Annotated in this window: 27 protein-coding genes and 1 pseudogene; 17 read left to right on the forward strand and 11 right to left on the reverse strand. The window is 67.8% G+C overall.

Going from position 1 to position 21,612, the window contains the following annotated elements; genetic code table 11:
- Positions 1–166: 166 nt before the first annotated feature.
- Positions 167–781 (reverse strand): hypothetical protein, encoded by a 615-nt coding sequence (locus tag ACL03I_RS07175; protein ID WP_412805453.1) that lies wholly within the window; start codon positions 779–781, stop codon positions 167–169.
- A gap of 827 nt (positions 782–1,608) precedes the next feature.
- Here ACL03I_RS07175 and ACL03I_RS07180 point away from each other — a divergent pair.
- The gene (locus ACL03I_RS07180) at positions 1,609–2,208 is read left to right on the forward strand and encodes an SLATT domain-containing protein (RefSeq protein WP_355074183.1); all 600 of its coding nucleotides are present in this window, start codon (positions 1,609–1,611) and stop codon (positions 2,206–2,208) included.
- Here ACL03I_RS07180 and ACL03I_RS07185 read toward each other — a convergent pair.
- Genes ACL03I_RS07185 through ACL03I_RS07195 form a run of 3 tightly spaced genes read right to left on the reverse strand, consistent with a single transcriptional unit; the run spans position 2,117 to position 4,122 of the window.
- A complete protein-coding gene (locus tag ACL03I_RS07185) occupies positions 2,117–2,935 on the reverse strand; it encodes a TVP38/TMEM64 family protein (RefSeq protein ID WP_412805454.1) in 819 nt (272 codons plus the stop codon). The genes ACL03I_RS07180 and ACL03I_RS07185 overlap by 92 nt on opposite strands.
- A 12-nt stretch (positions 2,936–2,947) precedes the next feature.
- Entirely contained in the window at positions 2,948–3,355 is a 408-nt protein-coding gene (locus ACL03I_RS07190; protein ID WP_355074179.1) for a VOC family protein, read from the reverse strand.
- A gap of 11 nt (positions 3,356–3,366) precedes the next feature.
- Complete coding sequence (locus ACL03I_RS07195) at positions 3,367–4,122, reverse strand: arsenate reductase/protein-tyrosine-phosphatase family protein (protein WP_412805455.1); 756 nt, start codon at positions 4,120–4,122, stop codon at positions 3,367–3,369.
- A 139-nt stretch (positions 4,123–4,261) separates the two neighbouring features.
- On the opposite strand from ACL03I_RS07195, the gene ACL03I_RS07200 reads away from it, so the two are divergent.
- From ACL03I_RS07200 to ACL03I_RS07210, 3 genes are all read left to right on the forward strand, one after another.
- Complete coding sequence (locus ACL03I_RS07200) at positions 4,262–5,509, forward strand: TIGR03618 family F420-dependent PPOX class oxidoreductase (RefSeq protein ID WP_412805456.1); 1,248 nt, start codon at positions 4,262–4,264, stop codon at positions 5,507–5,509.
- Positions 5,510–5,668: 159 nt separating this feature from the next.
- Complete coding sequence (locus tag ACL03I_RS07205; RefSeq protein WP_355074173.1) at positions 5,669–6,112, forward strand: pyridoxamine 5'-phosphate oxidase family protein; 444 nt, start codon at positions 5,669–5,671, stop codon at positions 6,110–6,112.
- Between the two features lie 110 nt (positions 6,113–6,222).
- Positions 6,223–7,020 carry an SDR family NAD(P)-dependent oxidoreductase gene (locus tag ACL03I_RS07210; RefSeq protein ID WP_355074172.1) on the forward strand — a complete coding sequence of 266 codons (798 nt, stop codon included), beginning with the start codon at positions 6,223–6,225 and terminating at the stop codon, positions 7,018–7,020.
- Positions 7,021–7,070: 50 nt separating this feature from the next.
- Here the strand turns inward: ACL03I_RS07210 and ACL03I_RS07215 are convergent, their stop codons facing one another.
- Positions 7,071–7,454 carry an ester cyclase gene (locus ACL03I_RS07215; protein WP_355074170.1) on the reverse strand — a complete coding sequence of 128 codons (384 nt, stop codon included), beginning with the start codon at positions 7,452–7,454 and terminating at the stop codon, positions 7,071–7,073.
- A gap of 87 nt (positions 7,455–7,541) precedes the next feature.
- Here ACL03I_RS07215 and ACL03I_RS07220 point away from each other — a divergent pair, with 87 nt between their 5' ends.
- Entirely contained in the window at positions 7,542–8,132 is a 591-nt protein-coding gene (locus ACL03I_RS07220; RefSeq protein WP_412805457.1) for a TetR/AcrR family transcriptional regulator, read from the forward strand.
- Here ACL03I_RS07220 and ACL03I_RS07225 read toward each other — a convergent pair.
- Positions 8,095–9,366 (reverse strand): FAD-dependent monooxygenase, encoded by a 1,272-nt coding sequence (locus tag ACL03I_RS07225; RefSeq protein ID WP_412805458.1) that lies wholly within the window; start codon positions 9,364–9,366, stop codon positions 8,095–8,097. The genes ACL03I_RS07220 and ACL03I_RS07225 overlap by 38 nt on opposite strands.
- Positions 9,367–9,901: 535 nt before the next feature.
- On the opposite strand from ACL03I_RS07225, the gene ACL03I_RS07230 reads away from it, so the two are divergent.
- Positions 9,902–10,396 carry an anti-sigma factor antagonist gene (locus tag ACL03I_RS07230; protein ID WP_356969294.1) on the forward strand — a complete coding sequence of 165 codons (495 nt, stop codon included), beginning with the start codon at positions 9,902–9,904 and terminating at the stop codon, positions 10,394–10,396.
- A gap of 364 nt (positions 10,397–10,760) precedes the next feature.
- Here ACL03I_RS07230 and ACL03I_RS07235 read toward each other — a convergent pair whose 3' ends face one another.
- Positions 10,761–11,282, reverse strand: coding sequence for a MarR family winged helix-turn-helix transcriptional regulator (locus tag ACL03I_RS07235; RefSeq protein WP_412805459.1), 522 nt, complete (start codon positions 11,280–11,282; stop codon positions 10,761–10,763).
- Positions 11,283–11,340: 58 nt separating this feature from the next.
- Here ACL03I_RS07235 and ACL03I_RS07240 point away from each other — a divergent pair, with 58 nt between their 5' ends.
- The 3 genes from ACL03I_RS07240 to ACL03I_RS07250 all read left to right on the forward strand — a co-directional run bounded on the left by ACL03I_RS07240 (position 11,341) and on the right by ACL03I_RS07250 (position 14,135).
- Complete coding sequence (locus tag ACL03I_RS07240; RefSeq protein ID WP_412805460.1) at positions 11,341–12,066, forward strand: SDR family NAD(P)-dependent oxidoreductase; 726 nt, start codon at positions 11,341–11,343, stop codon at positions 12,064–12,066.
- Positions 12,067–12,244: 178 nt separating this feature from the next.
- On the forward strand, positions 12,245–13,066 hold the full coding sequence (locus ACL03I_RS07245; RefSeq protein WP_412805461.1) for a DUF1684 domain-containing protein: 822 nt from the start codon (positions 12,245–12,247) through the stop codon (positions 13,064–13,066).
- Positions 13,067–13,070: 4 nt separating this feature from the next.
- Positions 13,071–14,135, forward strand: coding sequence for an LLM class flavin-dependent oxidoreductase (locus tag ACL03I_RS07250; RefSeq protein ID WP_355074158.1), 1,065 nt, complete (start codon positions 13,071–13,073; stop codon positions 14,133–14,135).
- A gap of 39 nt (positions 14,136–14,174) precedes the next feature.
- On the opposite strand, the gene ACL03I_RS07255 is transcribed toward ACL03I_RS07250, so the two are convergent.
- Entirely contained in the window at positions 14,175–14,759 is a 585-nt protein-coding gene (locus ACL03I_RS07255) for a DUF2505 domain-containing protein (RefSeq protein WP_412805462.1), read from the reverse strand.
- Positions 14,760–14,822: 63 nt separating this feature from the next.
- Entirely contained in the window at positions 14,823–14,981 is a 159-nt protein-coding gene (locus tag ACL03I_RS07260; RefSeq protein WP_412805463.1) for a hypothetical protein, read from the reverse strand.
- Positions 14,982–15,085: 104 nt separating this feature from the next.
- On the opposite strand from ACL03I_RS07260, the gene ACL03I_RS07265 reads away from it, so the two are divergent.
- Together ACL03I_RS07265 and ACL03I_RS07270 are read left to right on the forward strand one after the other, a co-directional pair.
- Complete coding sequence (locus ACL03I_RS07265; protein WP_412805464.1) at positions 15,086–15,736, forward strand: TetR/AcrR family transcriptional regulator; 651 nt, start codon at positions 15,086–15,088, stop codon at positions 15,734–15,736.
- Between the two features lie 129 nt (positions 15,737–15,865).
- On the forward strand, positions 15,866–16,783 hold the full coding sequence (locus ACL03I_RS07270) for an alpha/beta fold hydrolase (RefSeq protein WP_412805465.1): 918 nt from the start codon (positions 15,866–15,868) through the stop codon (positions 16,781–16,783).
- On the opposite strand, the gene ACL03I_RS07275 is transcribed toward ACL03I_RS07270, so the two are convergent.
- Entirely contained in the window at positions 16,767–16,973 is a 207-nt protein-coding gene (locus ACL03I_RS07275; RefSeq protein WP_355074149.1) for a hypothetical protein, read from the reverse strand. The genes ACL03I_RS07270 and ACL03I_RS07275 overlap by 17 nt on opposite strands.
- A 134-nt stretch (positions 16,974–17,107) precedes the next feature.
- Here ACL03I_RS07275 and ACL03I_RS07280 point away from each other — a divergent pair, with 134 nt between their 5' ends.
- From ACL03I_RS07280 to ACL03I_RS07300, 5 genes are all read left to right on the forward strand, one after another.
- Complete coding sequence (locus ACL03I_RS07280) at positions 17,108–17,758, forward strand: cyclase family protein (protein ID WP_355074148.1); 651 nt, start codon at positions 17,108–17,110, stop codon at positions 17,756–17,758.
- Positions 17,759–17,882: 124 nt separating this feature from the next.
- A complete protein-coding gene (locus ACL03I_RS07285; RefSeq protein ID WP_412805466.1) occupies positions 17,883–18,863 on the forward strand; it encodes an acyl-CoA desaturase in 981 nt (326 codons plus the stop codon).
- Between the two features lie 12 nt (positions 18,864–18,875).
- Positions 18,876–19,133, forward strand: coding sequence for an acyl carrier protein (locus tag ACL03I_RS07290; protein WP_412805467.1), 258 nt, complete (start codon positions 18,876–18,878; stop codon positions 19,131–19,133).
- Positions 19,134–19,135: 2 nt separating this feature from the next.
- Entirely contained in the window at positions 19,136–20,038 is a 903-nt protein-coding gene (locus ACL03I_RS07295; protein WP_355074143.1) for a cyclopropane-fatty-acyl-phospholipid synthase family protein, read from the forward strand.
- Positions 20,035–21,294 carry a cytochrome P450 gene (locus ACL03I_RS07300; RefSeq protein WP_412805468.1) on the forward strand — a complete coding sequence of 420 codons (1,260 nt, stop codon included), beginning with the start codon at positions 20,035–20,037 and terminating at the stop codon, positions 21,292–21,294. Before ACL03I_RS07295 ends, ACL03I_RS07300 begins: the two co-directional genes overlap by 4 nt.
- On the opposite strand, the gene ACL03I_RS07305 is transcribed toward ACL03I_RS07300, so the two are convergent.
- Positions 21,272–21,433: a hypothetical protein gene (locus tag ACL03I_RS07305; protein WP_412805602.1), complete on the reverse strand. Its 162-nt coding sequence runs from the start codon at positions 21,431–21,433 to the stop codon at positions 21,272–21,274. The genes ACL03I_RS07300 and ACL03I_RS07305 overlap by 23 nt on opposite strands.
- On the opposite strand from ACL03I_RS07305, the pseudogene ACL03I_RS07310 reads away from it, so the two are divergent.
- Positions 21,411–21,554: pseudogene (locus ACL03I_RS07310) on the forward strand (hypothetical protein); the annotation flags it as partial. The gene ACL03I_RS07305 and the pseudogene ACL03I_RS07310 sit on opposite strands and share 23 nt — an antisense overlap.
- Between the last annotated feature and the right edge of the window lie 58 nt (positions 21,555–21,612).

The raw sequence follows: 21,612 nt of genomic DNA on the forward strand, positions 1-21,612 counted from the left end.
GCCGAAAGTCCGCTACGCCGATTACTTTCAGCATCGTGAAGTCCCTCGGCGATCGGCCGTCCCGTCGCGTGGGATCGTGAAGGCCGCCGATGCGACGGCCGGCCACGTGTGCCGACCGGCGGCAGATCGAGGCGTCAGCGGAGCGTGAGGTGGCCCGCGGGCCTGCTCACTCGACGCGTCCGGCCGGTTCGCCGGAACGCGCACCGGCAGTACGCAGTGGCAGGCGCAGCGCCGTGGCCGGACGGTTGTAGGCCCATTGGGCGACGGCGATGACGGCCGAGCCCAGCGAAGTGATACCTGCGAGCAGAGCCCAGTGGGTGAGACCCGCGGTGTTGTAGGAGACCTGCCGGACTCCCGGCGCGATCAGGCTGCCGTTGCCGAACGCCCAACTCGTCACCATGCCGACCTGCCCGCCGAAGTCCGTGGAGCGGGCGAGCATGGCGCGCAGCTCGGGAGCCTTGCTGTTGACGTAGAGCACGGTGAGCAGGACCAGCGCCGCGGTCGTCACCGCGCACGCCGTCGCCGTGCGTGACAGGACCTCGGTGCGAAGCCGGAGATTCACCACCACCACGCAGACGGTGAGGACGATCGCGCCCGCGGACAGCAGTGCCAGGGCGCCGCTGATCCGCGCGGTGGGCGGCTGCGACGACGACCAGACGTTCAGGTAGGAAGTGGTCGCGGTGATCCGGCCGAAGGCATCGGCACTGGCTTTGCCGTCGGCGCCCACAGCCCTGAGCCACGGCTGGAACAGCAGGATCAGCGTGACGATACTGCCGGCCACGGCGCACAGGTAGCCCCAGTGGCCCCGCAACGCCGACAGGGATGCACGGAATTCGCCGTGCCGTCCCGGCGCCGCGCTCGGTTCTCGCTCGAGTCGAGTGTCCTTTGCTGACCACGGCGTTGGCTGCACTTCGCTCCGAACTCGAGGACAAGGGTTCGCCGTCGGGAACCCGGGTGGACAGGGCGGTCCCGACTGCGGTCGGCCTCACGCACGGTAGGCAGCAGGGTTATCCGGACGTTAAGAGCTGCCGAACGCTCGGAGAATGGTTGCGATCAACGCGATTTTGAAATCTCGGTGGGGCGCCTGGGCGCAGGTGCGGAAATGGAGATCGGCTCACCCGGCCACCCCACCCTTCGCCCGGCACTTCGGCTTCCAGGTCTGTGTGAACATTCGAGCAGACGGACTACCGCGTTCGGGAAGAGTTCGGTGCATTCTGCCGACGTCGGACAGCGGTCGGTGCAGCGCCGTTCGTCCGCATCGCAGGCGGGCGTCGAAAGATCTGTAGCACAGTCCGATTCGGTGCCGTTGCAATCTTTCCGGCAGCGGTGCCGGAATTGACCGGCGACTTACCTGGAGGCCACGTGTCGTCCGAATCCGTTACTAAGTCGCAACTTTCGTCGATCCACGCATCGCAACACCTCGGCGCGGTCGACGCGGAATCAGTCCACGATCTAGCCGCGAGCTGAAAAACCTTGCCGCACAAGATGAAACGGTGCATCCGGCGGTGCCGATCGGACGTGCCGAGTAGGGTTGCCGACGCCGCTCCGGCCGCCTGGCAAACGGCCGAAAGGTGATTCTGGAGCCGTAGGCGAGATACAGTACGGGCCGTGACAGAGCACCGATCGCCCATCGGCGGGGATCGCTCGCAGGATCTCGGAGTACCGCGTTCGCTGGACCTCCGCTCCGCCGACTGGTCGAGTTCCGATGAGACCCTTGCCCGGCTGTTCCAACGTGTCGAGGCGTACGCCATGGACGCGCGCGAGTGGTATTCGCGGGACGGTCTAACGAAGCGGCGGGCGAGCCTAGCCCTCACCGCGGCGATGATCGTGCTCGGCTTACTCGGAATCCTGGTGCCCCTGCTGACCACCGCCGGAGTCCACGCCATCGACCCGAGCTGGGGATACATCCTGCTCGCCTGCGCCGCCGGAAGCGCGGCATGCGACCGTTTCTTCGGTGTCTCGACGGCGTGGGCGCGCGACATCCGCAGCGCGCAGTCGATCAACGCGATGCTGTGCGACTTCCAACTCGAGTGGGCTTCGGTCTCCCGCGCGCCCGCCAATTCGAATGGGGAGATCGACCGCAGGATGGGACTGCTGCGGGATTTCTCCTACCGGGTCAACGAGGTGATCGCACACGAAACCGACAGCTGGACCGGGCAATTGCAGCTGTCGGCGCAACCGCGGATGAGCAGGCTGGATCGGAGGTAGTGCCGGCTGCCGGTGTCGTAGGCGCGTTCGTTACTGGTTCGTCGGCGCCGAGACGGGCATCGACGAGCAGTCCGGCCGCTCCGATCGCGGCGCAGGCCACGGTGGTCGCGAGCAAGGCCGGGCTGGTGTGCCCGGTCAGAGCGTCGCCGAGCGCGACGACCGCGATCGTTCCTGGCAGCACGCCGACGACGGTGGCGACCAGGTAGGGCGCGAGCCGGACCGAGGACAGGCCGGCGCAATAGTTGATCAGCGCGAACGGCACCGGGCCGATCAGCCGCAGCGACCCCACCGCCAGCCAGCCGCGGCGGGCCAGGCGCCGGTCGACCGCGGCGACCGCCGGATGGGTCAGCAGCCGGGCCGCGACGGCTTCGCGGCCGACCACGCGCACGAGCTGGAACGCCACGACCGCGCTGACCGTGGTCGCGGCGATCGCGACGGCGACGCCGGTGACCGGACCGAACAGCAGTCCGGCGCTGAGAGTGAACGCGATCCGTGGCAGGACGATGGTCGCCGCGGCGTGCGCGGTGAAGAACACCAGCGGCAGCCACGGACCGGTTTCTTGTGCCCAACTGCGGATCTGGTCGGCACCCAGGTGCGGAACGAGTACCGCGCCGGCCACGAACACGACCGGCGGCAGCACGACGGCGATCAGCCGCGGATCACGCCACCGCGGCCCGCGGTGACCATCGGTGGCCGCTACACCAGCGGCGAGCTTGTCGACCGGCATGAGTCGATGCTCTCAGCGTGCTGTCGGGCGGGGCGCGGGCTGAAACAGTTCGACAAAGTTGCCGGAGGGGTCCTCGAGGAGCACCTGTTGCCCGCCGGGGCCGTCGACGATGTCGTTGCGGAAGGTGACGCCCGCGGCTCGCAGCCGTGTGGCCTCGGCGGCGATATCGTCGACGACCAGCTGGAGACGATTCCAGCCGCCGGGTTCCGGGGTAGCGCCATCGGGCATCGGGCGTGCCGCCGAACTCTTCGGCCCCGCCAGCAGCAACTGCAGTGGGCCGCGCACCACTGCGGCGAAGGCCGGGGAGGCGTCGAAGTCGACGGTGAACCCGAGGTGGGTGGTGTAGAACTCGACCGCCGCGGCCACATCGTCGATGAGGTAGCGGACTCGGGCGAGTTCGATCGGTGCGGTCGTGGTCATGACTGGATCTCCTAGTTGTTGTGTGCCGAGGACATGGCGGTGGGCATGGGTGGGAACCCGATGCGGGTGTCGAGTTCGGCGGCGAGACGACGGAACTCCGGATATGTGGCGCGGTCGGTGTCGCCGGTCGTGGCCGGATCGGGCAGGCTCCAATGCGTCGCGACGGCGCGGCCGTGGTCGCGGGGTACCTCGCGGATCTTGTCGCACAACGTGATCACGTAATCGAAGCGGCGGTCGGCGACCGCATCGAGCGCCTGCGGTCGCTGTGCACCCAGGTCGATCCCGTAGTCCTCCCGGAGCGCCCGCGCCGCGTTCGGATGGATCCGCGGTTTGGGATGGCTGCCCGCGCTGGCGACCCGGACGCCGGTCACGCGGTGCCGCAGCAGTGCCTCGGCCATCGGCGACCGGGCACTGTTACCGGTGCACAGGAACAACACCGAACAGTCCTTCGGCCATGGGCGGCCGGACGGAGCCAGCGCCGGATGCAAAGCAACCGCGGCGTCACCGAATGCGGCCGCGCACCGGGACAGGTCGAGATGGTAGTAGCTGTCGCGGCCGTCGAAACTGCTGCGGCGCGCGTCGACCAACCCGGCCGACCGCAGCAGCCGTAGGTGATACGACACCAGATTCTGCGGCTCCCCGACCGCTTGCACCAGCTCCCGCACCCGGCGATCACTCGCCGCCAGCTCGGTCATCAACGCCCACCGCAGCGGATGTGCTGTCATGCGCATCAGCAGCGGAACCGGCACTCGATCCGTGGTACCCACCTCGCCCACATTACATCAAACCAATTTGATGTATATACCGATCTCTGCTCGGTCCGTAGTTCGGCTTCATTGAACCAAATAGTGTGACAAGCAGTACTGTGAAGATGACTTATTTGAACTGGTCGGTTAATTTTGTGTCATGAAATATGTTGTGGTCGTTGGTGGTACCGATGGGATCGGCCGGGCTGTCGCCCTGAAGCGGCTTGCCGTTGGAGACGCCGTCGTGGTCGTCGGGCGAGACGCCGAGAAAGGCAAGAGCCTTCTCGCGGCAGCCGAGGAGCTCGGGGCGGGCGACCGTGCGCATTTCGTGCCCGCGGATCTCAGTTCGATCGGTGCGACCCGCACCGCCGTCGACGCCATCCGAACCCGTTTCACCACGGTGGATGCCCTGGTGCTCTGTGCCAGGCACTACCGGTCCGATCGGCTGGTGACCGCGGAAGGGTTCGAATACACCTTCGCGCTGTTCTACCTGAGCCGATTCGTGCTCAGCTACGAACTGATCGACCTGCTGAACACCGCCCCGAACCCGGTCATCGTCAATGTGGCCGGTCCGGGCAGCGGAACCGGCGAGATCCGCTGGGACGACCTGGGTCTCGAGCGCGATTACCACGGCCTGCACGCGCTCGCGCAGGGCGGTCAGCTCAACGATCTGCTCGGCATCGAGTTCGCGCGCAGGCCGGTGTCGGCGCGAGTGCGATACGTGCTGGTGCATCCGGGGGTGGTGAACACCGCCCTGTCCGGCGACTACGACGCCGAGATGGCGGCCAGGATCGAAACGATGCGCCGCACCGCACGACCGATCGACGAGGCCATCCGCCCGATCCTCGCGGTACTGGATGATCCGCCGGTCGAGGCGCTGACCGCGATCGCGCAGGGACAGCCGTTGGACGTGCACGGACCCGAGTTCGACACCGCCGCGGCCGCGCGGCTGTACGGCGAGACGACGAAGCTGCTCGGACGGTTGCAGTCGGCGGCGTCGGGCATTTCCCCGGCCAGGTTGCGGCAGGTCCTCGACTCGCCCGTATTCGGTGTCGTTGCCACGATCCAGCCCGACGGCAGCACACATCAATCGGTGGTGTGGATACTGCGAGACGGGGACGATGTCCTCTTCGTCGTGGGGGAGGGCAGTCGCAAAGAGCGCAACCTGCGCCGTGACGCCCGAGTCGGAGTGCTGGTCAACCCACCTGAGCAGCCCTACACCTACGCCGCGATCCACGGTACCGCGACCCTGTCCACCGAAGGCGGTCTCGAAATACGGGATCGTTTGGCGCTGAAGTACACCGGCAAGACCTATCGCGAGCACAATCCGGAAGCCGCGGCCACCTACGGGGATACTCCGATGGTCGTCGTCCGGGTCACGCCCGAACGAATCGTCGGCCGACTCTGAGCCGCGATCTTCTCTGAGCCCGGGCAGCAAGCACTGCCACGGCGCGCGCATGGCGTGGCCGGGTGTGTTACCGAGCGCGTTGTGCGGAAAATATCAGCGGTACTGCGCAGCTCGCTGTTCCCGACGGCCCGCGCCCGCTCGAGTACGTAGACTTCCGGCGTGACCGATCTCGCGGACTTCGCCCGGCTGATCGCCGGTGACCACGGACTTTGTGTCGTCTCCACCCTTCGAGCCGACAACACGATCCAGTCGTCGCTGGTCAACGCCGGCGTATTGCGACACCCGGCGACCGGTGCCGACGTGGTCGGCATGGTGGTACGCGGCGGCGTGCGCAAACTGGACAACCTGCGGGCCCGGGCGCGTGCCACGATCGTGGTCCGTGTCGGTTGGCAATGGTGCGCCGCCGAGGGGCCGGTGTGGATCGCCGGTCCGGACGACCCGGCCCCCGGGGTCGATGCCGAGCGGTTGCGGTTGCTGCTGCGTGAGGTGTTCACCGCGGCCGGTGGCGTGCACGAGGATTGGGACGAGTACGACAGAGTGATGGCCGCCGAGCGCCGGGCGGTGGTGTTGATCTCGCCGGATCGCGTCTACGGCAACGGCTGAGCTTCGCCGCGCCCCGGAAGAACCGGAAATGGACGCGGGGCAGCGCGTAGTTCCGATCATGTCGAGCGGGATCGGTTACCGGGATCGACAGGCTTGTTAGCGTCAGCCTGGTGAATCTCGATCTGGATGGAAAACGCGCGATCGTGACCGGCGGCAGCCGAGGGATCGGATTGGCTGTCGCTCGCGGGCTCGCCAACGAAGGTGTGGATGTGGTGATCGCGGCGCGTGCGGCCGAACCGCTCGCGGCCGCTGCCCGGACATTGGCCGAGGAGACGGGTCGGCGAGTGGTCGCGATACCGACCGACACCGGCGACGACGGCCAGGTCGAGGCGCTGGTGGAGCGCACCGTCGCCGAATTGGGCGGCGTCGACATCCTGGTGAACTCCGCCGCCACGCCGTGGAGTGCGGGCGCGAGCGCCGACCTGGCGGCCACCAGCGACGATGTGGTGCGGCGTGAAGTGGAGATCAAGGTGCTCGGATATCTGCGCACCGCCCGCGCGGTCGCCCCTCATCTGGTCGAGCAGGGCTGGGGCCGGATCATCAACATCAGTGGACTCGGTGCGCGCCAGGCGAATTCCATCGCCCAGACGATTCGAAACATCAGCGTCTCGGCATTGACCAAGAATTTGGCGGACGAGCTCGGTCCGAAGGGCATCAATGTGACGGTCGTGCATCCGGGGCTGACCAGGACCGAACGCCTGACCCAGCGGTTGACCGCGCAAGCCGAGGAGTCGGGGAATACGGTCACCGAACTCGAAGCCGAGCTGGCGAAGAATACGCTGCGCCGGGTCATCGACGCCGCGGAAGTCGCCGACGTGGTGACCTTCCTCGCGTCGCCCCGCAGTATCGCGATCACCGGCGACGCCATCGCGGTCGGCGGCGGCGTCCCGGGTCCGGTCTTCTACTGAGAGCGCCGCGCAGGGCGAACTTCGCCCGCGCGTAGCTCGCGCTCTGTCGCCTATCCGGCCGCCTGGAAGGGTTCCGCGACCATCCAGTGCTCGACGAGCCTGCCGTCGTGCACTCGGATCATGTCCATGCCCATCGTCTCGAATCGCTGACCGGTCGGCGGCAGGCCGAGAAAATCCCCGGTGTGCGTGCCGCGAACCGTGTACCGGTGCGCGACCCACTCTCCGCTTTCGATAGTCGCTTCCACGACGACCTGCAGATCCGGCGCGCCGGTCCACATCGATTGCCATTTCCGCCGCCAGTCTTCCCGGGTCATCGACTGTCCCTGGTCCCGTGATTCGGCGGCGATGTAGCTCAGCGCGGTGTCGAGATCACCGGTCGCCCTGGCGTCGATGATCGCCTCGCTCACTGCGGCCGGGCTCAGCGGATTGTTCATGTCACTCTCCTGAACCGATAAACGGGGACTATCCCCGCTATGGTGCCGTACGATACGGGGACTGTCCCCGGATAGACAAGAGTTCTCGTGCCGACCACCTCCGAGCCGTCCCCGGGCGCGCGGCCGCGCGCCGACGCCCGGCGCAACCGTGACCGGCTCCTCGCCGCCGCGGAGCGCGCGTTCAATCGTTTCGGCGCCGCCGCCTCGCTCGATGACATCGCTCGCGCCGCCGGTGTCGCCAATGCCACCCTGTACCGGCATTTCCCGACACGCGGGCACCTCATCACGGCCGTGTACCGCGAGCGGATCGACGCGCTGTGTGCCGCGGCCACCGATCTAGCGGGCGGCGATGCGGCCGGTGACGCCTTGCTCGGCTGGCTGAATGCGGTCATCGATCACATCGCGGTCAGCCGAGGCTTGCGCGAGGCGTTCGTCAACGCATATGGACTTCGCGACGGCGACGAAACCCCGGAAGTCGCAGCGTGGCATCGCATGACCGATGCCGCTGCCATGCCGCTGTTGCGGGATGCCCAAGCCGCCGGTCTCATTCGAGCCGATCTCGAGGTGACCGAATTGATGACCCTCGTCTCCGCGATCGCACACGCGGGCAACGGCGATGCCGACCATGCTCGCCGTCTGCTCACCCTGACCTTCGAGGGTCTGACGTCCGAGGGCTGAACGGGTCGCCACCCAGGCCTCCTGATGCGGTGGGCGGTGGTGGATAGTCGTCGACGGTCATAGCGTTGTAGACGCGTGTGCTTTTGGTGGCGAGGCGGAGGAAGGCGCGGCCGGGGCCTGCGGGCAGGGCGGATAACAGTCGGGTGGCCTGCACCAGTCCCGAGACACCGAGGCGGGATGTGGGGATCAGGGTCTTGGCTGCGCTGAGCGCGACCGCGTGGCCGCCGCGTATGTGTTCGGCCATCGCGTGTTCGTAGGCGGGGAAGGCGCGCTCGTGGTCGCCGCCCGCTCGTGCGAGTTCTCCGGCGAGGACGTACGCGCCGACGACGGCCAGCGTGGTGCTGCCGCCGACGGCCGGGCCGGGGCAGTAGCCCGCGTCGCCGACGAGCGTCACCCGGCCTCGGGACCAGGTGTCCATGCGGAGTTGGGTGATGGAGTCGAAGTAGAACGCCGGGGTGTGGTCGAGTTCGTCGAGCCAGCGGTCCACGTCGGTGTCGAAACCGTGGAATGCTTTACGCAGCAGCTCTTTCTGCCGTGACACGTCGTGGCGGTGGTAGTCGAGTTCGCGGTTGCTGCGGAACAGGAACAACGCACGCGCCTCGCCGAGGTGGCGTACACCGTAGATACCTGCGGTGCGGCCGACACCGACGTGGATGTGGAGTTCGCTGTCGCAGCCGTAGGCGCCGGGCAGGGTCATCACCCCGAGATAGGCCCCGGCGAAGGCGCTGAAGCGCGATTCCTCGCCGAAGACCAGGCGGCGCACAGTGGAGTGCAGCCCGTCCGCGCCGACGACGAGGTCGAAGCGGCGCTGCGCGGACTTCTCGAACCGTACCTCGCCCTCGAGTGAGATCGCGGTGATCGAGTCGCCGAAGAGATATTCGACGTCGTCGGAGGCGGCGTCATAGTAGATCTCGCTGAGGTCGTCGCGCATGATCTCGGCGTGTTGGTCGGAAGTGGCGCCGAAGATCTTGGCGAGATCCACGCTGGCGGGCCGCCGCGCGCCTTCGGGGTGGAGTGTCATCCGGTTCGTGCCGGTGGCCCGTTCCTGGATGCGCGCCAGCACGCCCATCTTCTGCGAGATGTCCATCGCGGGCCGGAACAGGTCGACCGCGTGGCCGCCGGTCTTGCGCAGGGTCGGCGCGCGTTCGACGACGGTGACGGAGAAGCCGTGCCTGGTGAGCCAGTACGCCAGCACCGGTCCGGCGATGCTTGCACCGGAGATGAGGATCCGCACGAGTATGCCTCCCTTTTTGCTGAAATCGCCGATCAGTTGGGCATCTTCGATCCGAAACTCCACTGCCACTTCGGATCTGGATCCGAACACCGACTCGACGCCGCAGCGGCGCTGGTCTCAGCCATTGGTTCTCCTTCGGACGGTCCGCACAGGGACTACCTTGCTGGGCGACCGAAGATTCGTCTTGAACAAATGTCAGCGTTCACGGTCGGCAGGAACCGCTCATACGATCGGCGTGCGGCCATGGGAAATCCGTGACGGCCCGGCGTGGCTACGTGCTGTTCCTATCCGGCCGTGACGGGTCGCCGTCGATCGGTTCCGCAGTTGGGCGCCTGCTGAGCAGCGCGCGGCCTCCCGCCTCGGCCGACTCCAACAGGTACCGCAGCCCGTCCCACGACCTGTCCAGGTAACCGCTCGGATCCGCACCGCTGTACAGATGGGCATGTCTCTGTTAGCAATAAGGGACGGGTCTGTCTTGAGGATGCAGGGTGGGCCGGTATCGAGCGCGCTAGGCGCGAAACGAATCGAGTGCCCTATGAGCACAGAATTGCACGGTCTCGGCGGCGCCGCCCAACCCTCGTCGGACGGGTGGAAAGACGCTCTCCTCGGACTGGACGCGACCATCGAACACCGCGGCAACGCGACCGTCGTCCACGTCCATGGTGAAGTCGATGCCTACACGCTGCCCGCGTGGCGGCGATTGCTATACGAGGCCGGAGCGACCACCGCGGCGCCGGGGTCGATCGTGATCGATGCGAGCGGTCTCGGCTTCATGTCCTGCCGTTCGCTGCTGATCTTGGCGGAAGAATCCGAGGCATGCCTGCGCCGGGGCGTCCGGCTGCGAGTGGTCGGTGACCGGCTGGTAGTGGCCCGCGTCGTGGCCGTCCTCGACCTCGACGCCCTGCGGCCCGTTCACTCCTCTGTCGAGGACGCGCTGGCCGACTCGCTGCGGAGCGGGCGATTCCACGGCATCGGGCCACGTGCGGCGTGGCGCGGTCACGCCGGAACACCGGAGCCGCGACCTCTCTGACGCTGTCTTCTCGGCACCGGGGCTCCGCTCGAATGCCCTGGTGCCGGGGTCGGCGGATCGAGCCTTGACAGGCGACGTGTCAGCAATCACATCGAACGAATCCTCTTCTTCTACGACCGGCTGTTCGGCCCCGGCAAGGATCCCGCCGTCGATCACGGCACGATCCATGCCACACCCGGTGACTGATGGACCGTGTTCGCTCAATCGCCGGACGTATTCCGGCACGCTGTGCGCGGTTTCGCCGTCTACCGCAACGCGATCCTCGATCCGGCCTCGCGCGAATTGGGTCAGAGCCGGGCCGGTCGTGGAAATCAGGGACCTGTCCGCGGATCTGTCCGGCGCCTGACCGAGTCGGCGCGGGGGTCTATGCCGGTTCGGCGGATCGGATCGCCGCCTCGAGTGTGCGCAGAGCCGCGGTGAGCACGGTGCGTTCGTCGGCGGCGAGTTGGTCGGTCAAGGCGGTTTCGTGCTCCAGTAGGGCGGGCACGACCTGTTCGATGTGGCGATGGCCGTCCGGCGTGAGCGAGACCAGGACGCCACGCCGGGTGGTCGAGGTCGGTTCGCGGGTGATCAGCCCGGCCGCTTCCGCACGGGCGAGGCGCTGGGAGACGGCGCCCGCGGTGACGAGGCTGCGGGCGGCGATCTGGCGGGTGGTCAGCTGGTAGGGCGGACCGGATCGGCGCAGGGTGCTGAGCAGGTCGAGGGTCGATTCGTCGATGCCGAGCCGCTGGAGGGTGCGCTGTCGCTCGTCGGTGAGGAGTTTGGCGACTCGCCACAGCGGCGTGAGGATCTCGATCGACTCGACTCGCGCGCCGGGCAGTTCGCGGCGCCATGCCGCGGCTATCCGGGCGGGCGACGGTATCTCGTCGTGTGCTTCGTGCGTCATTGCCGGAAGTCTCTCCCCTCGGTACATTTAGCGCTAAATATACCGAGAGGAGATGAGAATGCGCGGAACGGTCGTCGTCACCGGTGCGAGCGGGGGAATCGGACGCCGGGTGGCTCAGCGGTTCGCCGAAGGCGGGGCGGACGTGGTGATCACCGGGCGTTCGAAGGAACGGGTGGAGCGGGCGGCACAGGAACTCGGAGTGCGGGGAATCGTTTGTGATGCGTCGATTCCAACGGAGGTGGAGCGGTTCGCCGAATCGGTCGGGCCCGAAGTGGATGTGCTGGTGAACATGGCCGGGGGCAACACCGATCTCGTCGTCGGCAACGGTGCCGCGGTGTCGTTGGCGGAGTTGGCCGAGCAGTGGACGGCGAACCTGTCGACGAATCTCTTGAGTGCGGTCCTGACCACCTCGGCGCTGCGGGAGCGGCTGCGACCCGGTGGAGCGGTGATCAATGTCGGCTCGATCGGCGCGGAGTATGCCGCGGGGTCCTACGGCGCCGCGAAGGCGGCGCTGGCGGCGTGGTCGGCCGGCTTGTCGGCGCAACTGGCGCCGAAGGGTGTCACGGTGAACACGGTCGCGCCCGGTTACATCGAGAACACCGATTTCTTCCAAGGGCAACTCAGCGAGCAACGGCGTAGCTGGTTGATCGACTCCACGCACGACAAACGCGCGGGTGAGCCCGATGACGTCGCCGGGCTGATCGAGTTCCTGGCCTCCCCGCACGCCCGGCACATCACGGGCCAGACGATTCACGTCAACGGCGGTGCGCACACGACCAGATGAATGCTCCGTGAGCGGCGATTGGGTTCGGGCTGATCGCAATTCTGTTCGCGCACGGGCGCGTGCGGTTGAATCCGGTATCACCTCCGTTCGTCGTCCGGAGCGGTGTCGCACGTCTCGGCTCGAATCGTCGCGACGGCACCGAACCGGGGCGGACACGGCTTCAGACGAGGAGCACCACATGACAGCGCAGGCCGCCGCGGCAACTCCGACCGACGCCTTCGTCGCCGACTGGCAGGACTGGCAGCGCGGACAAGAGACGCGACTGGCCGACCCGCACGGATTCCTGGCCATCACCGATCTGCACTGGCTGGCCGAGACGCCGCAGCGATTCTCCGACGCGCCGGGTGCCTGGTCCACCGGCGCCGACGGTGTGACGGTGGTGCTCGACGACGGTGAGGAGCTGGTGGTCGACGGGACACCCGTGCGCGGCAGGCATGTGTTCGGGGTCATCCCCGAACGCGGCGGCGTGAACGCTGTCTGGGGTGACGCGGTGATCGAGGTCGCCAAGCGCGGCGGGCACGACATCGTTCGGCCACGGCACCCGGACAACCCGCTGCGCACGGCATTTCGCGGCACGCCCGCCTACGCGCCGCACCCGAAGTGGGTGGTCTCCGGGCGATATGTCGCCTTCCCGGAGCCGCAGCCGACCACGGTCGGCGCCGCTGTCGAAGGACTGGAACACGTCTACGACGCGCCGGGGCAGGTCGAGTTCGAGTTGGACGGACGGCCGCTGCGCCTGACCGCTTTCCCCGGCAAGGACCCCGGCGCCCTGACCGTGCTCTTCACCGACGAAACCTCCGGGGTCACCACATACGCCGCCAACCGGGTGCTGCAGCTGTCGCCGCCGGATGCCGACGGGTCGGTGGAGCTGGACTTCAATCGGGCCGCGAATCTGCCCTGCGCCTACACCGACCTGGCGACCTGCCCGTTGCCGCCCGCGGAGAACCGGCTCCCGGTCGCGATCGAAGCCGGTGAGAAGCTGCCGTACGAGCGCGGCTGAACCGATGAGCGACACGACACCTCGGATCAGGACGTTGTCGTTCCTGACGCCGGGCAACTATCCCGACGACGATCCGTACTCCGGGCTCGAGGACACGCTACGGCTGTTCGAGTACGGCGAAAGCCTCGGTTTCGACGGTGCGTGGATCCGGCAGCGTCATCTCGAGCACGGCGTCGGGTCGGCAGCGGTGTTCCTGGCCGCCGCCGGTCAGCGCACCAGTCGAATCCAATTGGGCACGGCCGTGATTCCCATCGGCTACGAAAGCCCGTTCCGGCTGGCCGAGGATCTGTCGCTGGCGGATGTGCTGTCGCGGGGCCGGTTGCAAGCCGGTTTCAGTGCGGGCACGCCGCCGCATGCCGACTTGCTCGGCGGCCTGGTCTTCGACGGGGACTGGCGCACCTACGACCTTTCCTACGGACGGATCGCCCGGCTGATCGAGAACCTGCGGGGCGACTATCTCGGTGACGCCGACACGGTGATCCACTCCCCGGGCAACACCCAGCGGCCGCGGTTACAGCCGCACAATCCCGGTTTGATCGACCGGCTGTGGTACGGCGGGGCCAGCACCCGTTCGGTGCGCTGGGCAGGGGAGAACGGGCTGAACCTCCTGACGGGGAACATCGTGTTCGGCGAGCACAGCGACGATTTCACCACCACCCAGTCGAGCCTGATCGGCGAGTACCGCGGACTGGTGGATCCGGCTCGGCCCGCCCGGGTCGCGGTGGGACGGGTGATCGTTCCGTTCGACAGTGCCGACCGCGCGACTCGCGAGCGGTACCGGCAGTACGCGGAGAGCAGGCGCGAGCGCACCCTCGGGCCGCAGGGGCCGCGGCGCGTCCTGTTCGCCCCGGACCTGGTCGGGCCCGCCGAGGAGATCATCGATCGGCTGCGGGCCGATCCGGTGCTCGCGCAGACTTCGGAACTGCGACTGGAGCTTCCGTACGAGTTCCACCGCGCCGACTACGAGCAGATCCTGCACGACACCGTGGAGTTGATCGCGCCGGCGCTGGGTCGTCGGACCGCGACCGGTACAGAGCACGAGACCGGTGAGGTGGCCGCCCCCGCGTGATCCTTGATGCCCGATCGACTCCGGGTGCCGGTCGACGTGTCAGTGGTTCGTGATCCAGGTATCGGTGAATTCCGCTTCCGCGGCGAGCATGTCGACCAGCCGTGCGACGACGGCCGCTTCGATCTTCTTGCCGAACAACGGGATCCCCACCTCGGCCGCGCCGTCCACGACCGCCACCGCGGCGGCATCCTGCTCGGTGAGCCGGACGGTGCCGCTCACCCGCGCGGGCACACCCTCGACGTCGGCGTCGAAACTGCCGCCCTCCTGGGTGTAGGTCTCGGTGCGGGTGACGACCAGGCCCTCGGGGCGCACCGCGGTGACGGCGCCGGGCAACTCGGCCGCCGCTATGGTCTGCACCATTCGCACGTGCAAACGGTCCTCGGCGGCATCGAACTCCACGAGAACTCCGCCGACCTCCTCGACGCGGTCTTTCCAGTACCGCTCGTCGGCCAGCGCCGCGCGAAGCGCGTCGGCCGGATGGGAGTAGGTGGCCGTGTACGCCAAGGGGGTCGCCATATCGGCACACGCTACCTGCCGCGCCGCCTGCCCGAGCCGGTGAATCGCCGAGTCGTGTAGCCGAATCCGCTGAATCACCTTGGCAAGCACCAGCTTCGACACCTGCATACCCAGTCCGGTATGTCTTCCAGTGCGGTGCGGCGTGCCTTGCCCCGGCGAGGAGTGGCCGTCTCAGACCGGGCAACCGCCCGTCGAGCCCGGGGGCGGCGCGAAGGAGTCCAGTGCGTACTCGCGGTGGTAGCGGACGAGCTTCTCGTATTGCAGGCGGTTGTAGGCCAGCGGGAGCAGCAGCAACCGATCCGGCAGCAGACGCCATGCCGCTTGCAGCACACGGACGTACGGCGAACTCGAGGTGGTGGCGCCGCTTCAGCTCGAACCCGGCCATGCGGCGGACGTCGGGGGTGTATGACCTCGGCCGAGCACACTTGGATCACGTGACCGGTGAAAGGGCGCAGCAGCAGCCACAACGGCGGGCCGACCTTGCCGCGCTGGACGCCCGATCGCGCCGCATCGTCGAGGCCGCCCGCGACTGCTTCGCCGAGATGGGTTTCGAGGAGACGACCATGGTCCGCATCGCCGAGCATGCCGGTGTCGGCGTCGCCACGGTCTATCGCCGTTTCGGCACCAAGTCCGCGCTGGTCCGCTACGCCCTCATGGCCGAGTCGCAACGGGTCGGGATCATTGTGGCCGAGGCGGTGCAGCGCGCGGCGGGTCCGGTCAGCGCGCTGGCGGAGATGTTCTCGGCGTTCGTGAGCGAGGCGAAGGCCCCCCGGTTGCTGACGCGCAGCCTTCGCGTCTCGTCCGCGGCAGGGGAACTCACCCGATTCCTCACCGGTGACGAATTCATCGAGCAGGGACGGGCATTGGTCGCGCGCTTCATCGTGCACTGGCAGAAGCGGGGCGAGCTGGGCGTCTTCGACGCCGAGGTGGTCGCCGAGCTGTTCGTCCGCCTGACGATGTCGTTCATCTCGAATCCGCGCGGCGCGCTCCCGCTCGCCGACGCCGCGGCGGCGAAGGAGTTCGCCCGGCGTTTTCTCGCACCGTTGTTGTTCCCGCATCCCGGCGGGGTTAGCCGCTCCCGATAGCGGCTACTGTTCGGCCGCACGCGATAAGCCGGGGATCTCAGTTCTCGCTGACGATCGATAGCGCCGCAGTGGTTTTCGACCGGTGCACGTGCCCAGAGCTTGTCGGTGCCATGTCCTACTGTCCGGGAGATGCGCAACAGGATTGCTGGATTCGCCTACGATCGCGTGACGGTCGGCGATGTCGGTCTCCACGTCGCCATGGCCGGAGCAGGCGCCCCGATCGTGCTCTTGCACGGCTTTCCGCAGACCCATTTCGCTTGGCGGCACGTCGCGACGGACCTCACTCGCGACCATCTGGTGATCTGCCCGGATCTGCGCGGCTACGGCGACAGCGACAAGCCCGTCGGTGAGCCGGATGGCAGCACCTACGCGAAACGGACGATGGCCGCCGACATCATCGGGCTCATGCGGGCGCTTGGCCATGAGCGATTCGCGCTCGCCGGACACGATCGAGGAGGATTGGTCGCGTTCCGCGCCGGTTTGGACCACCCGGACGCGATCAGCCATCTCGCGATTCTGGACGTGCTGCCCGCCGCGGACATGTGGTCCACCCTGCACGGGACATCCGGCATCTTCGCCTTCCATCTGTACCTGCTCGCACAACCTTCCGACGTGGCCGAGCGCATGATCGGAGCCGACCCCGATCTGTTCTTCGGGCACTTCCTCGACGACTGGTGCCGGATACCCGGCGCGATTCCCGGGGAAGCCCGCGCCGCATACCTCGCGGCTGCCCGCGCGCCCGGCGCCGTTCGCGCGGTGTGCGCCGACTATCGGGCCAGCGCCTCCATCGACAACGTCCACGACGAAGCCGATCGTCGTGCGGGCCGCCGGTTGACCATGCCCGTCGCCGCGCTCTGGCAGGATCCGGGCGAGGTCGTGCTTCCGTTCGATCCCCTATCGATCTGGTCGGGATGGGCGAACGATCTTCGCGCCGGGACCGTGCGGTGCGGACACTTCCTGCCGGAGGAGATGCCCGGCCCCGTCATCGAAGCCATACGAAACCTGATCGACCGACCCGCGGCGACGGCCGTCAGGGCAGATGCATGAGTTGCCGGGAGAGGGTGAACAGGCGGCGGGCGAGTTTGGTGACCGGCAGACCGAGCGGAAGCAGGATCACCGTCACGCATAGGATCGCGCCGACGAGCCACAGCACGGCCGCGACCAGCCCCAGTACCGTGCCGAGCACGGCCGTGAGGATCCCCAGCACGACGCCGAGCAGGCCCTGTAGCGCTCGCATGATGACCTTCCGGTGTCCATTCTGCGCTTCTTCGGCGCGACGCGCATGTGCCGATCGCGGTCGGCGCTTTCACCGCGTCCGGCTCCGCGACGACTCCGTGTACGGGCACGGGATCGGCCGGTAGCGTCCCAGGTATGAGCCGAGCGATCGTGGAGCTGTCGCATCCGGTCTCGGACGGCATGCTCACCTATCCGGGCCTACCCGCACCACGCGTCACCACGGCCGTGGCGCGCGACCGATCGCCGCTGATCGACATGGCCTACGACATCGCACGCGTGGATATGGTCGGCCACACCGGGACCTACATCGACGCGCCTTACCATTTCCACGCCGAAGGCGCCGACATCGCCGAGTTGCCGTTGGAACGGCTGTTCAACGTGCCGATCGTCCTTATCCGCGCGCGGGGACTGCGCGCGGTGGGCCCCGACCTGCTCGGTGATCCCGCGCTCCTGTGGGGCAAGGCGGTGCTGGTGCACACCGGTTGGTCGGCCGAGTGGGGTTCGGCCGCGTACCGGGAGCCCGGGCATCCGTTCCTGATCGGTGAGGTCGCCGATGCGCTGGTCGCCGCCAATGTGGCGTTGGTGGGCATCGACTCGCTCGACGTCGACGACACGTCGTTGCCGACACGTCCGTGCCATCACACGCTGCTGGGCGCGGGAATCCCGATCATCGAGCAGATGACGAACCTGGACGCGCTCCCCGGCACCGGCGCCAGACTCGTCGCACTGCCTGCGCCGGTGCGCGGGATGGGCTCGTTTCCGCTGCGCGTCGTGGCGTGGTGGTGACATAGACGCTTTCGATCCCACGATCGGGGGCTCTTGCTCTGCCGAAGTTCCTCTCGCCGGCGGGGTTACGGTCGAGCGGTCCCGCCGGCGAGATCGGGCCCCTGGACCTACGAGGTGTAGTCGAGTGATTGCCGAAGACAGTGATCCGAACGGCGAGAAGCCGGAACCCCGCAGGAAGACGATCAACAGTCCTTACATTCATCGGCTGCAACGTCGGCACTTCCTGCTATTCGATATTCTGCCGATTCTCGGCACGGCTGGTGCGTTCGCCTTTCTCCGGGTGCATCCGTTCGGCCTGACCGAATTCCTGCTGCTGTTCTCGATGTGGCTGGCCACCGGTCTCGGCGTGACCGTCGGCTACCACCGGCTGTTCACCCATCGCACGTTCACGGCGGCGCCGTGGGTCGCCGCGGTGCTGGCGGTGCTCGGCTCGATGGCCGGACAGGGCGGCGTGGTGTCCTGGGTGGCCCTGCATCGGCGGCATCACGAATACAGCGATCGCGAAGGAGATCCGCACTCGCCGAACCTTTCCGGCGGTGGTCTGCGCGGAACGCTGCGCGGCCTGGCGCATTCGCATTTCCTGTGGATGCGTCGCCACGAGTACCCGAACGTCGTGCACTACGCACCCGACCTCATCAAGGATCGCGGCCTGGTACGGGTAGCCCGCCTCTACTACTACTGGGTGGCGTTGGGACTGCTGCTTCCCGCGGTGGTCGGTGGGGTGGTGTCGCTCGGTTGGACCGGGGCGGTCAGCGGCCTGCTGTGGGGCGGCCTGGTGCGGATCTTCGTTCTCGAGCACATCGTCTGGGCGATCAATTCGTTCCTGCACATGTTCGGCACCCGCCGTTATGTCTCGCGGGAGAACAGCCATAACGGCGGCGTCTTCGCTCTGGTGACGCTGGGGGAGTCGTGGCACAACAACCATCACGCGTTTCCCGAGTCGCCGTCCTTCGGTTTGGACTGGTATCGGCTCGATCCCGGATTCTGGGTCATCAAAATGCTCGAGAGCTGCGGGCTGGCCTGGGATCTGAAAGTACCGTCCGCGAAACGAATGGCGGCCAAACGTCTTTCCGGAAATGCCGAACCCGTCGGCAACGCAGCGTGAGGAATACGCAACATGGATACGAGTAGAGAAGCCATCGTCCGCTGGTGCAGGGAGTACCTCGGAAACTTGCTCGAGATTCCGGCGGAAGCGGTGGACCCCGCCGCCGATTTCGACCGGCTGGGTGTGGATTCCGCCCTCGCGGTCGCGCTGCTGATCGAGGTGGAGCAGCGGTACGGCGTCGATCTCGCGCCGGAGGACCTGTTCGAGAACCCCAATATCGACGCGGTGGCCGGTTATCTGCACGAGCAGAGCCGCCGGAGCGTGACGTAGCCGTGCCCACATCCATCGGCGCCGATCGGGCGGACGCGGCGGCGGCCGCGATCCGGCACCACTACGACGCGGGCAACGACTTCTATCGGCTCTGGCTCGATTCGTCGTTGACCTACTCCTGCGCGCTGCGCGCGACCGGCGAGGACACCTTGGAGGTGGCCCAGGACCGCAAGCTGCGGTTCCACCTCGACGCGATCGGCGCCGACGATGCCGCGGCGGTGCTGGACATCGGCTGCGGGTGGGGTGCGATCCTGGAGCGTCTTTCCCGGCGGCATGGGGTCGCTCGGTCGGTCGGGCTGACCCTCAGCGCCGAGCAGGCCGAGTTCGTGCGGTCTCGCGACCTGGCGGGTGTCGAAGTGCTGCTGGAGAACTGGGCGCACTACGAACCGGACATCCGGTTCGACGGCATCATCTCGATCGGCGCCTTCGAGCACTTCGCCCGGCCGGATGACGCGCCTGCCGAGAAGATCCGGGTCTATCGGGAGTTCTTCACCCGCTGCCGCGACTGGCTGAACGACGACGGTGTGCTGTCGTTGCAGACGATCGTCTACGCCAATATGGATCGTGCGCAGGCGAGCGGGTTCATGCAGCGGGAGATCTTCCCGGACGCGGACCTGCCGACGTTCGCGGAGATAGCGGCCGCGGCCGACGGCGTCTTCGAGATCCGCTCCGTCGCGAACGGCCGTCTGGATTACGCGTGGACCTGCGCGGAATGGGCACGCCGACTGCGGGCGAACCGCGCGGAAGCCGTCGAGGTCGTCGGCCCGGAAGTGGTCGCCCGCTACGAGCGGTATCTCAAGCTGTCCGCGCTCGGTTTCCGGATGGGCAAGATCGGGCTGCTGCGGCTGGTGCTCGCGCCCTACCGCGATCGCTTCTTCTCCGGCCGGGAAGTGCGGACCGGATGAAAGTACGGGCACACGACCAGGTCCAGGCGAGCCGTGCACGAGTCCGGTTCAACCCCTTCGGCGCCGAGTTCCGGCGCGACCCCTATCCGCTCTACCGGCAGCTTCGCGAGGCACAGCCGGTGCACAAGACGCTGGGTATGTGGGTGCTCACCCGCCATGCCGATGTCCGCGGCGTGCTGCGTGACCGCTCCTTCAGCGCCGGGCTGATTCCCCGGCTGGTCGGCGAGCAGGCCGAGCGATTCGGGCAGCGCGATGTCGCGCGCATCCAGCGGCTGGGCCGCAAATCACTGGTGTTCACCGACAATCCGGACCACGCGCGACTGCGTGGACTGGTGAACCGGGTGTTCACCGCCTCGGCGATCGCCGAGCTGCGCCCCGTGGTCGTGCGGGCGACGGAGGAGCTTCTGCGGCGAGCGCGGGACGCGGGCGGGTTGGACGTGATCACCGAACTCGCGGCGCCCTTGCCGGTGGCGGTGCTGTGCGAGTGGATGGACCTACCGCGTGATCTGCGTGAACGGGTCGGCCCCTGGACCCACGACATCCGGTTCCTGCTGGAGCCGGGCCTGATGAAGGCCAGGGTCTTCGCGCGCGTATCCGCGGTCGTGGAGGAGTTCGCCGCGGCCTTGGACGCGGTGCTCGCCGAGCGGCGTTCCCGGCCCGGCGACGATCTGATCAGCCGGTTGCTCGCCGCGCGCACCGCGGGCGGCGACACGCTGAGCGACGAGGAACTCGTCTTCGTCTGCATCATGTGCTTCGTCGCGGGCAACGAGACCACGAAATCCCTGATCGGCAACGGAGTTCTGGCCCTGCTGCGCCATCCGGACCAAGCCGCGCTGCTGCGGGACCGGCCGGAGTGCGTGCGGGCCGCGGTCATCGAGGCGCTGCGCTACGACTGTCCGCTCCAGCTCACCAAGCGCCTGGCCACCCGCGATGCCGACATCGACGGACATCGCATCTCGGCCGGTGACCAGGTGCTGGTCTGTCTGGGCGCTGCCAACCGCGACCCCGCCGCGTTCGACCGTCCCGACGAGTTCGACCTGACGCGCACCGCCGTCGACCATCTGGCGTTCGGGCACGGCATGCACGGGTGCCTGGGCGGGCAGCTGGCCGCACTGCAAGCGGAGGTCGCCTTCGACCGCCTGTACCGGCACTCGGGCGATGTGGAGTTGCGTGACGGCGAGCTCGACCGGCAGGACCACAGTTTCATCATCCGGGGGCTGAAAAGCCTTCCGGTCACGCTCCGGAACGTCCGATGACGGCTCCCGGATCGACGAAATCGTGGCTGCGGTGGACGTCCACCGACGCGCCCGTGCGGCTGATCTGCATTCCGCACGCGGGTGCGGGCGCGTCCTCGTTCAACCGCTGGCCGGACTTGTTCCCGGCGGACATCGCCACGGTGCGGGTGCAGTTGCCCGGACGAGAAGATCTCGCGGGCGAGTCGCCGCTGCGCCGCGTCGGCGACGCGGTGGACGGGTTGCTGCCGCAGCTCGTGCAGTGGGGTGCGATGCGCGTCGCCCTCTACGGGCACAGCATGGGTGCGCTGGTCGCGTTCGAACTGGCCCGCGCGCTCGCCG

Source organism: Nocardia sichangensis, from assembly GCF_047200615.1.
Classification (GTDB): domain Bacteria; phylum Actinomycetota; class Actinomycetes; order Mycobacteriales; family Mycobacteriaceae; genus Nocardia; species Nocardia sichangensis.

Coding starts and splice junctions, on each gene's coding strand:
- ACL03I_RS07280 (WP_355074148.1), top strand. CDS start 17,108: ATGAGCCGAGCGATCGTGGAGCTGTCGCATCCGGTCTCGGACGGCATG.
- ACL03I_RS07290 (WP_412805467.1), top strand. CDS start 18,876: ATGGATACGAGTAGAGAAGCCATCGTCCGCTGGTGCAGGGAGTACCTC.
- ACL03I_RS07185 (WP_412805454.1), bottom strand. CDS start 2,935: ATGCCGGTCGACAAGCTCGCCGCTGGTGTAGCGGCCACCGATGGTCAC.
- ACL03I_RS07255 (WP_412805462.1), bottom strand. CDS start 14,759: ATGCAGGTGTCGAAGCTGGTGCTTGCCAAGGTGATTCAGCGGATTCGG.
- ACL03I_RS07215 (WP_355074170.1), bottom strand. CDS start 7,454: ATGAACAATCCGCTGAGCCCGGCCGCAGTGAGCGAGGCGATCATCGAC.
- ACL03I_RS07230 (WP_356969294.1), top strand. CDS start 9,902: ATGAGCACAGAATTGCACGGTCTCGGCGGCGCCGCCCAACCCTCGTCG.
- ACL03I_RS07190 (WP_355074179.1), bottom strand. CDS start 3,355: ATGACCACGACCGCACCGATCGAACTCGCCCGAGTCCGCTACCTCATC.
- ACL03I_RS07240 (WP_412805460.1), top strand. CDS start 11,341: ATGCGCGGAACGGTCGTCGTCACCGGTGCGAGCGGGGGAATCGGACGC.
- ACL03I_RS07270 (WP_412805465.1), top strand. CDS start 15,866: ATGCGCAACAGGATTGCTGGATTCGCCTACGATCGCGTGACGGTCGGC.
- ACL03I_RS07275 (WP_355074149.1), bottom strand. CDS start 16,973: ATGCGAGCGCTACAGGGCCTGCTCGGCGTCGTGCTGGGGATCCTCACG.
- ACL03I_RS07200 (WP_412805456.1), top strand. CDS start 4,262: ATGAAATATGTTGTGGTCGTTGGTGGTACCGATGGGATCGGCCGGGCT.
- ACL03I_RS07300 (WP_412805468.1), top strand. CDS start 20,035: ATGAAAGTACGGGCACACGACCAGGTCCAGGCGAGCCGTGCACGAGTC.
- ACL03I_RS07235 (WP_412805459.1), bottom strand. CDS start 11,282: ATGACGCACGAAGCACACGACGAGATACCGTCGCCCGCCCGGATAGCC.
- ACL03I_RS07245 (WP_412805461.1), top strand. CDS start 12,245: ATGACAGCGCAGGCCGCCGCGGCAACTCCGACCGACGCCTTCGTCGCC.
- ACL03I_RS07250 (WP_355074158.1), top strand. CDS start 13,071: ATGAGCGACACGACACCTCGGATCAGGACGTTGTCGTTCCTGACGCCG.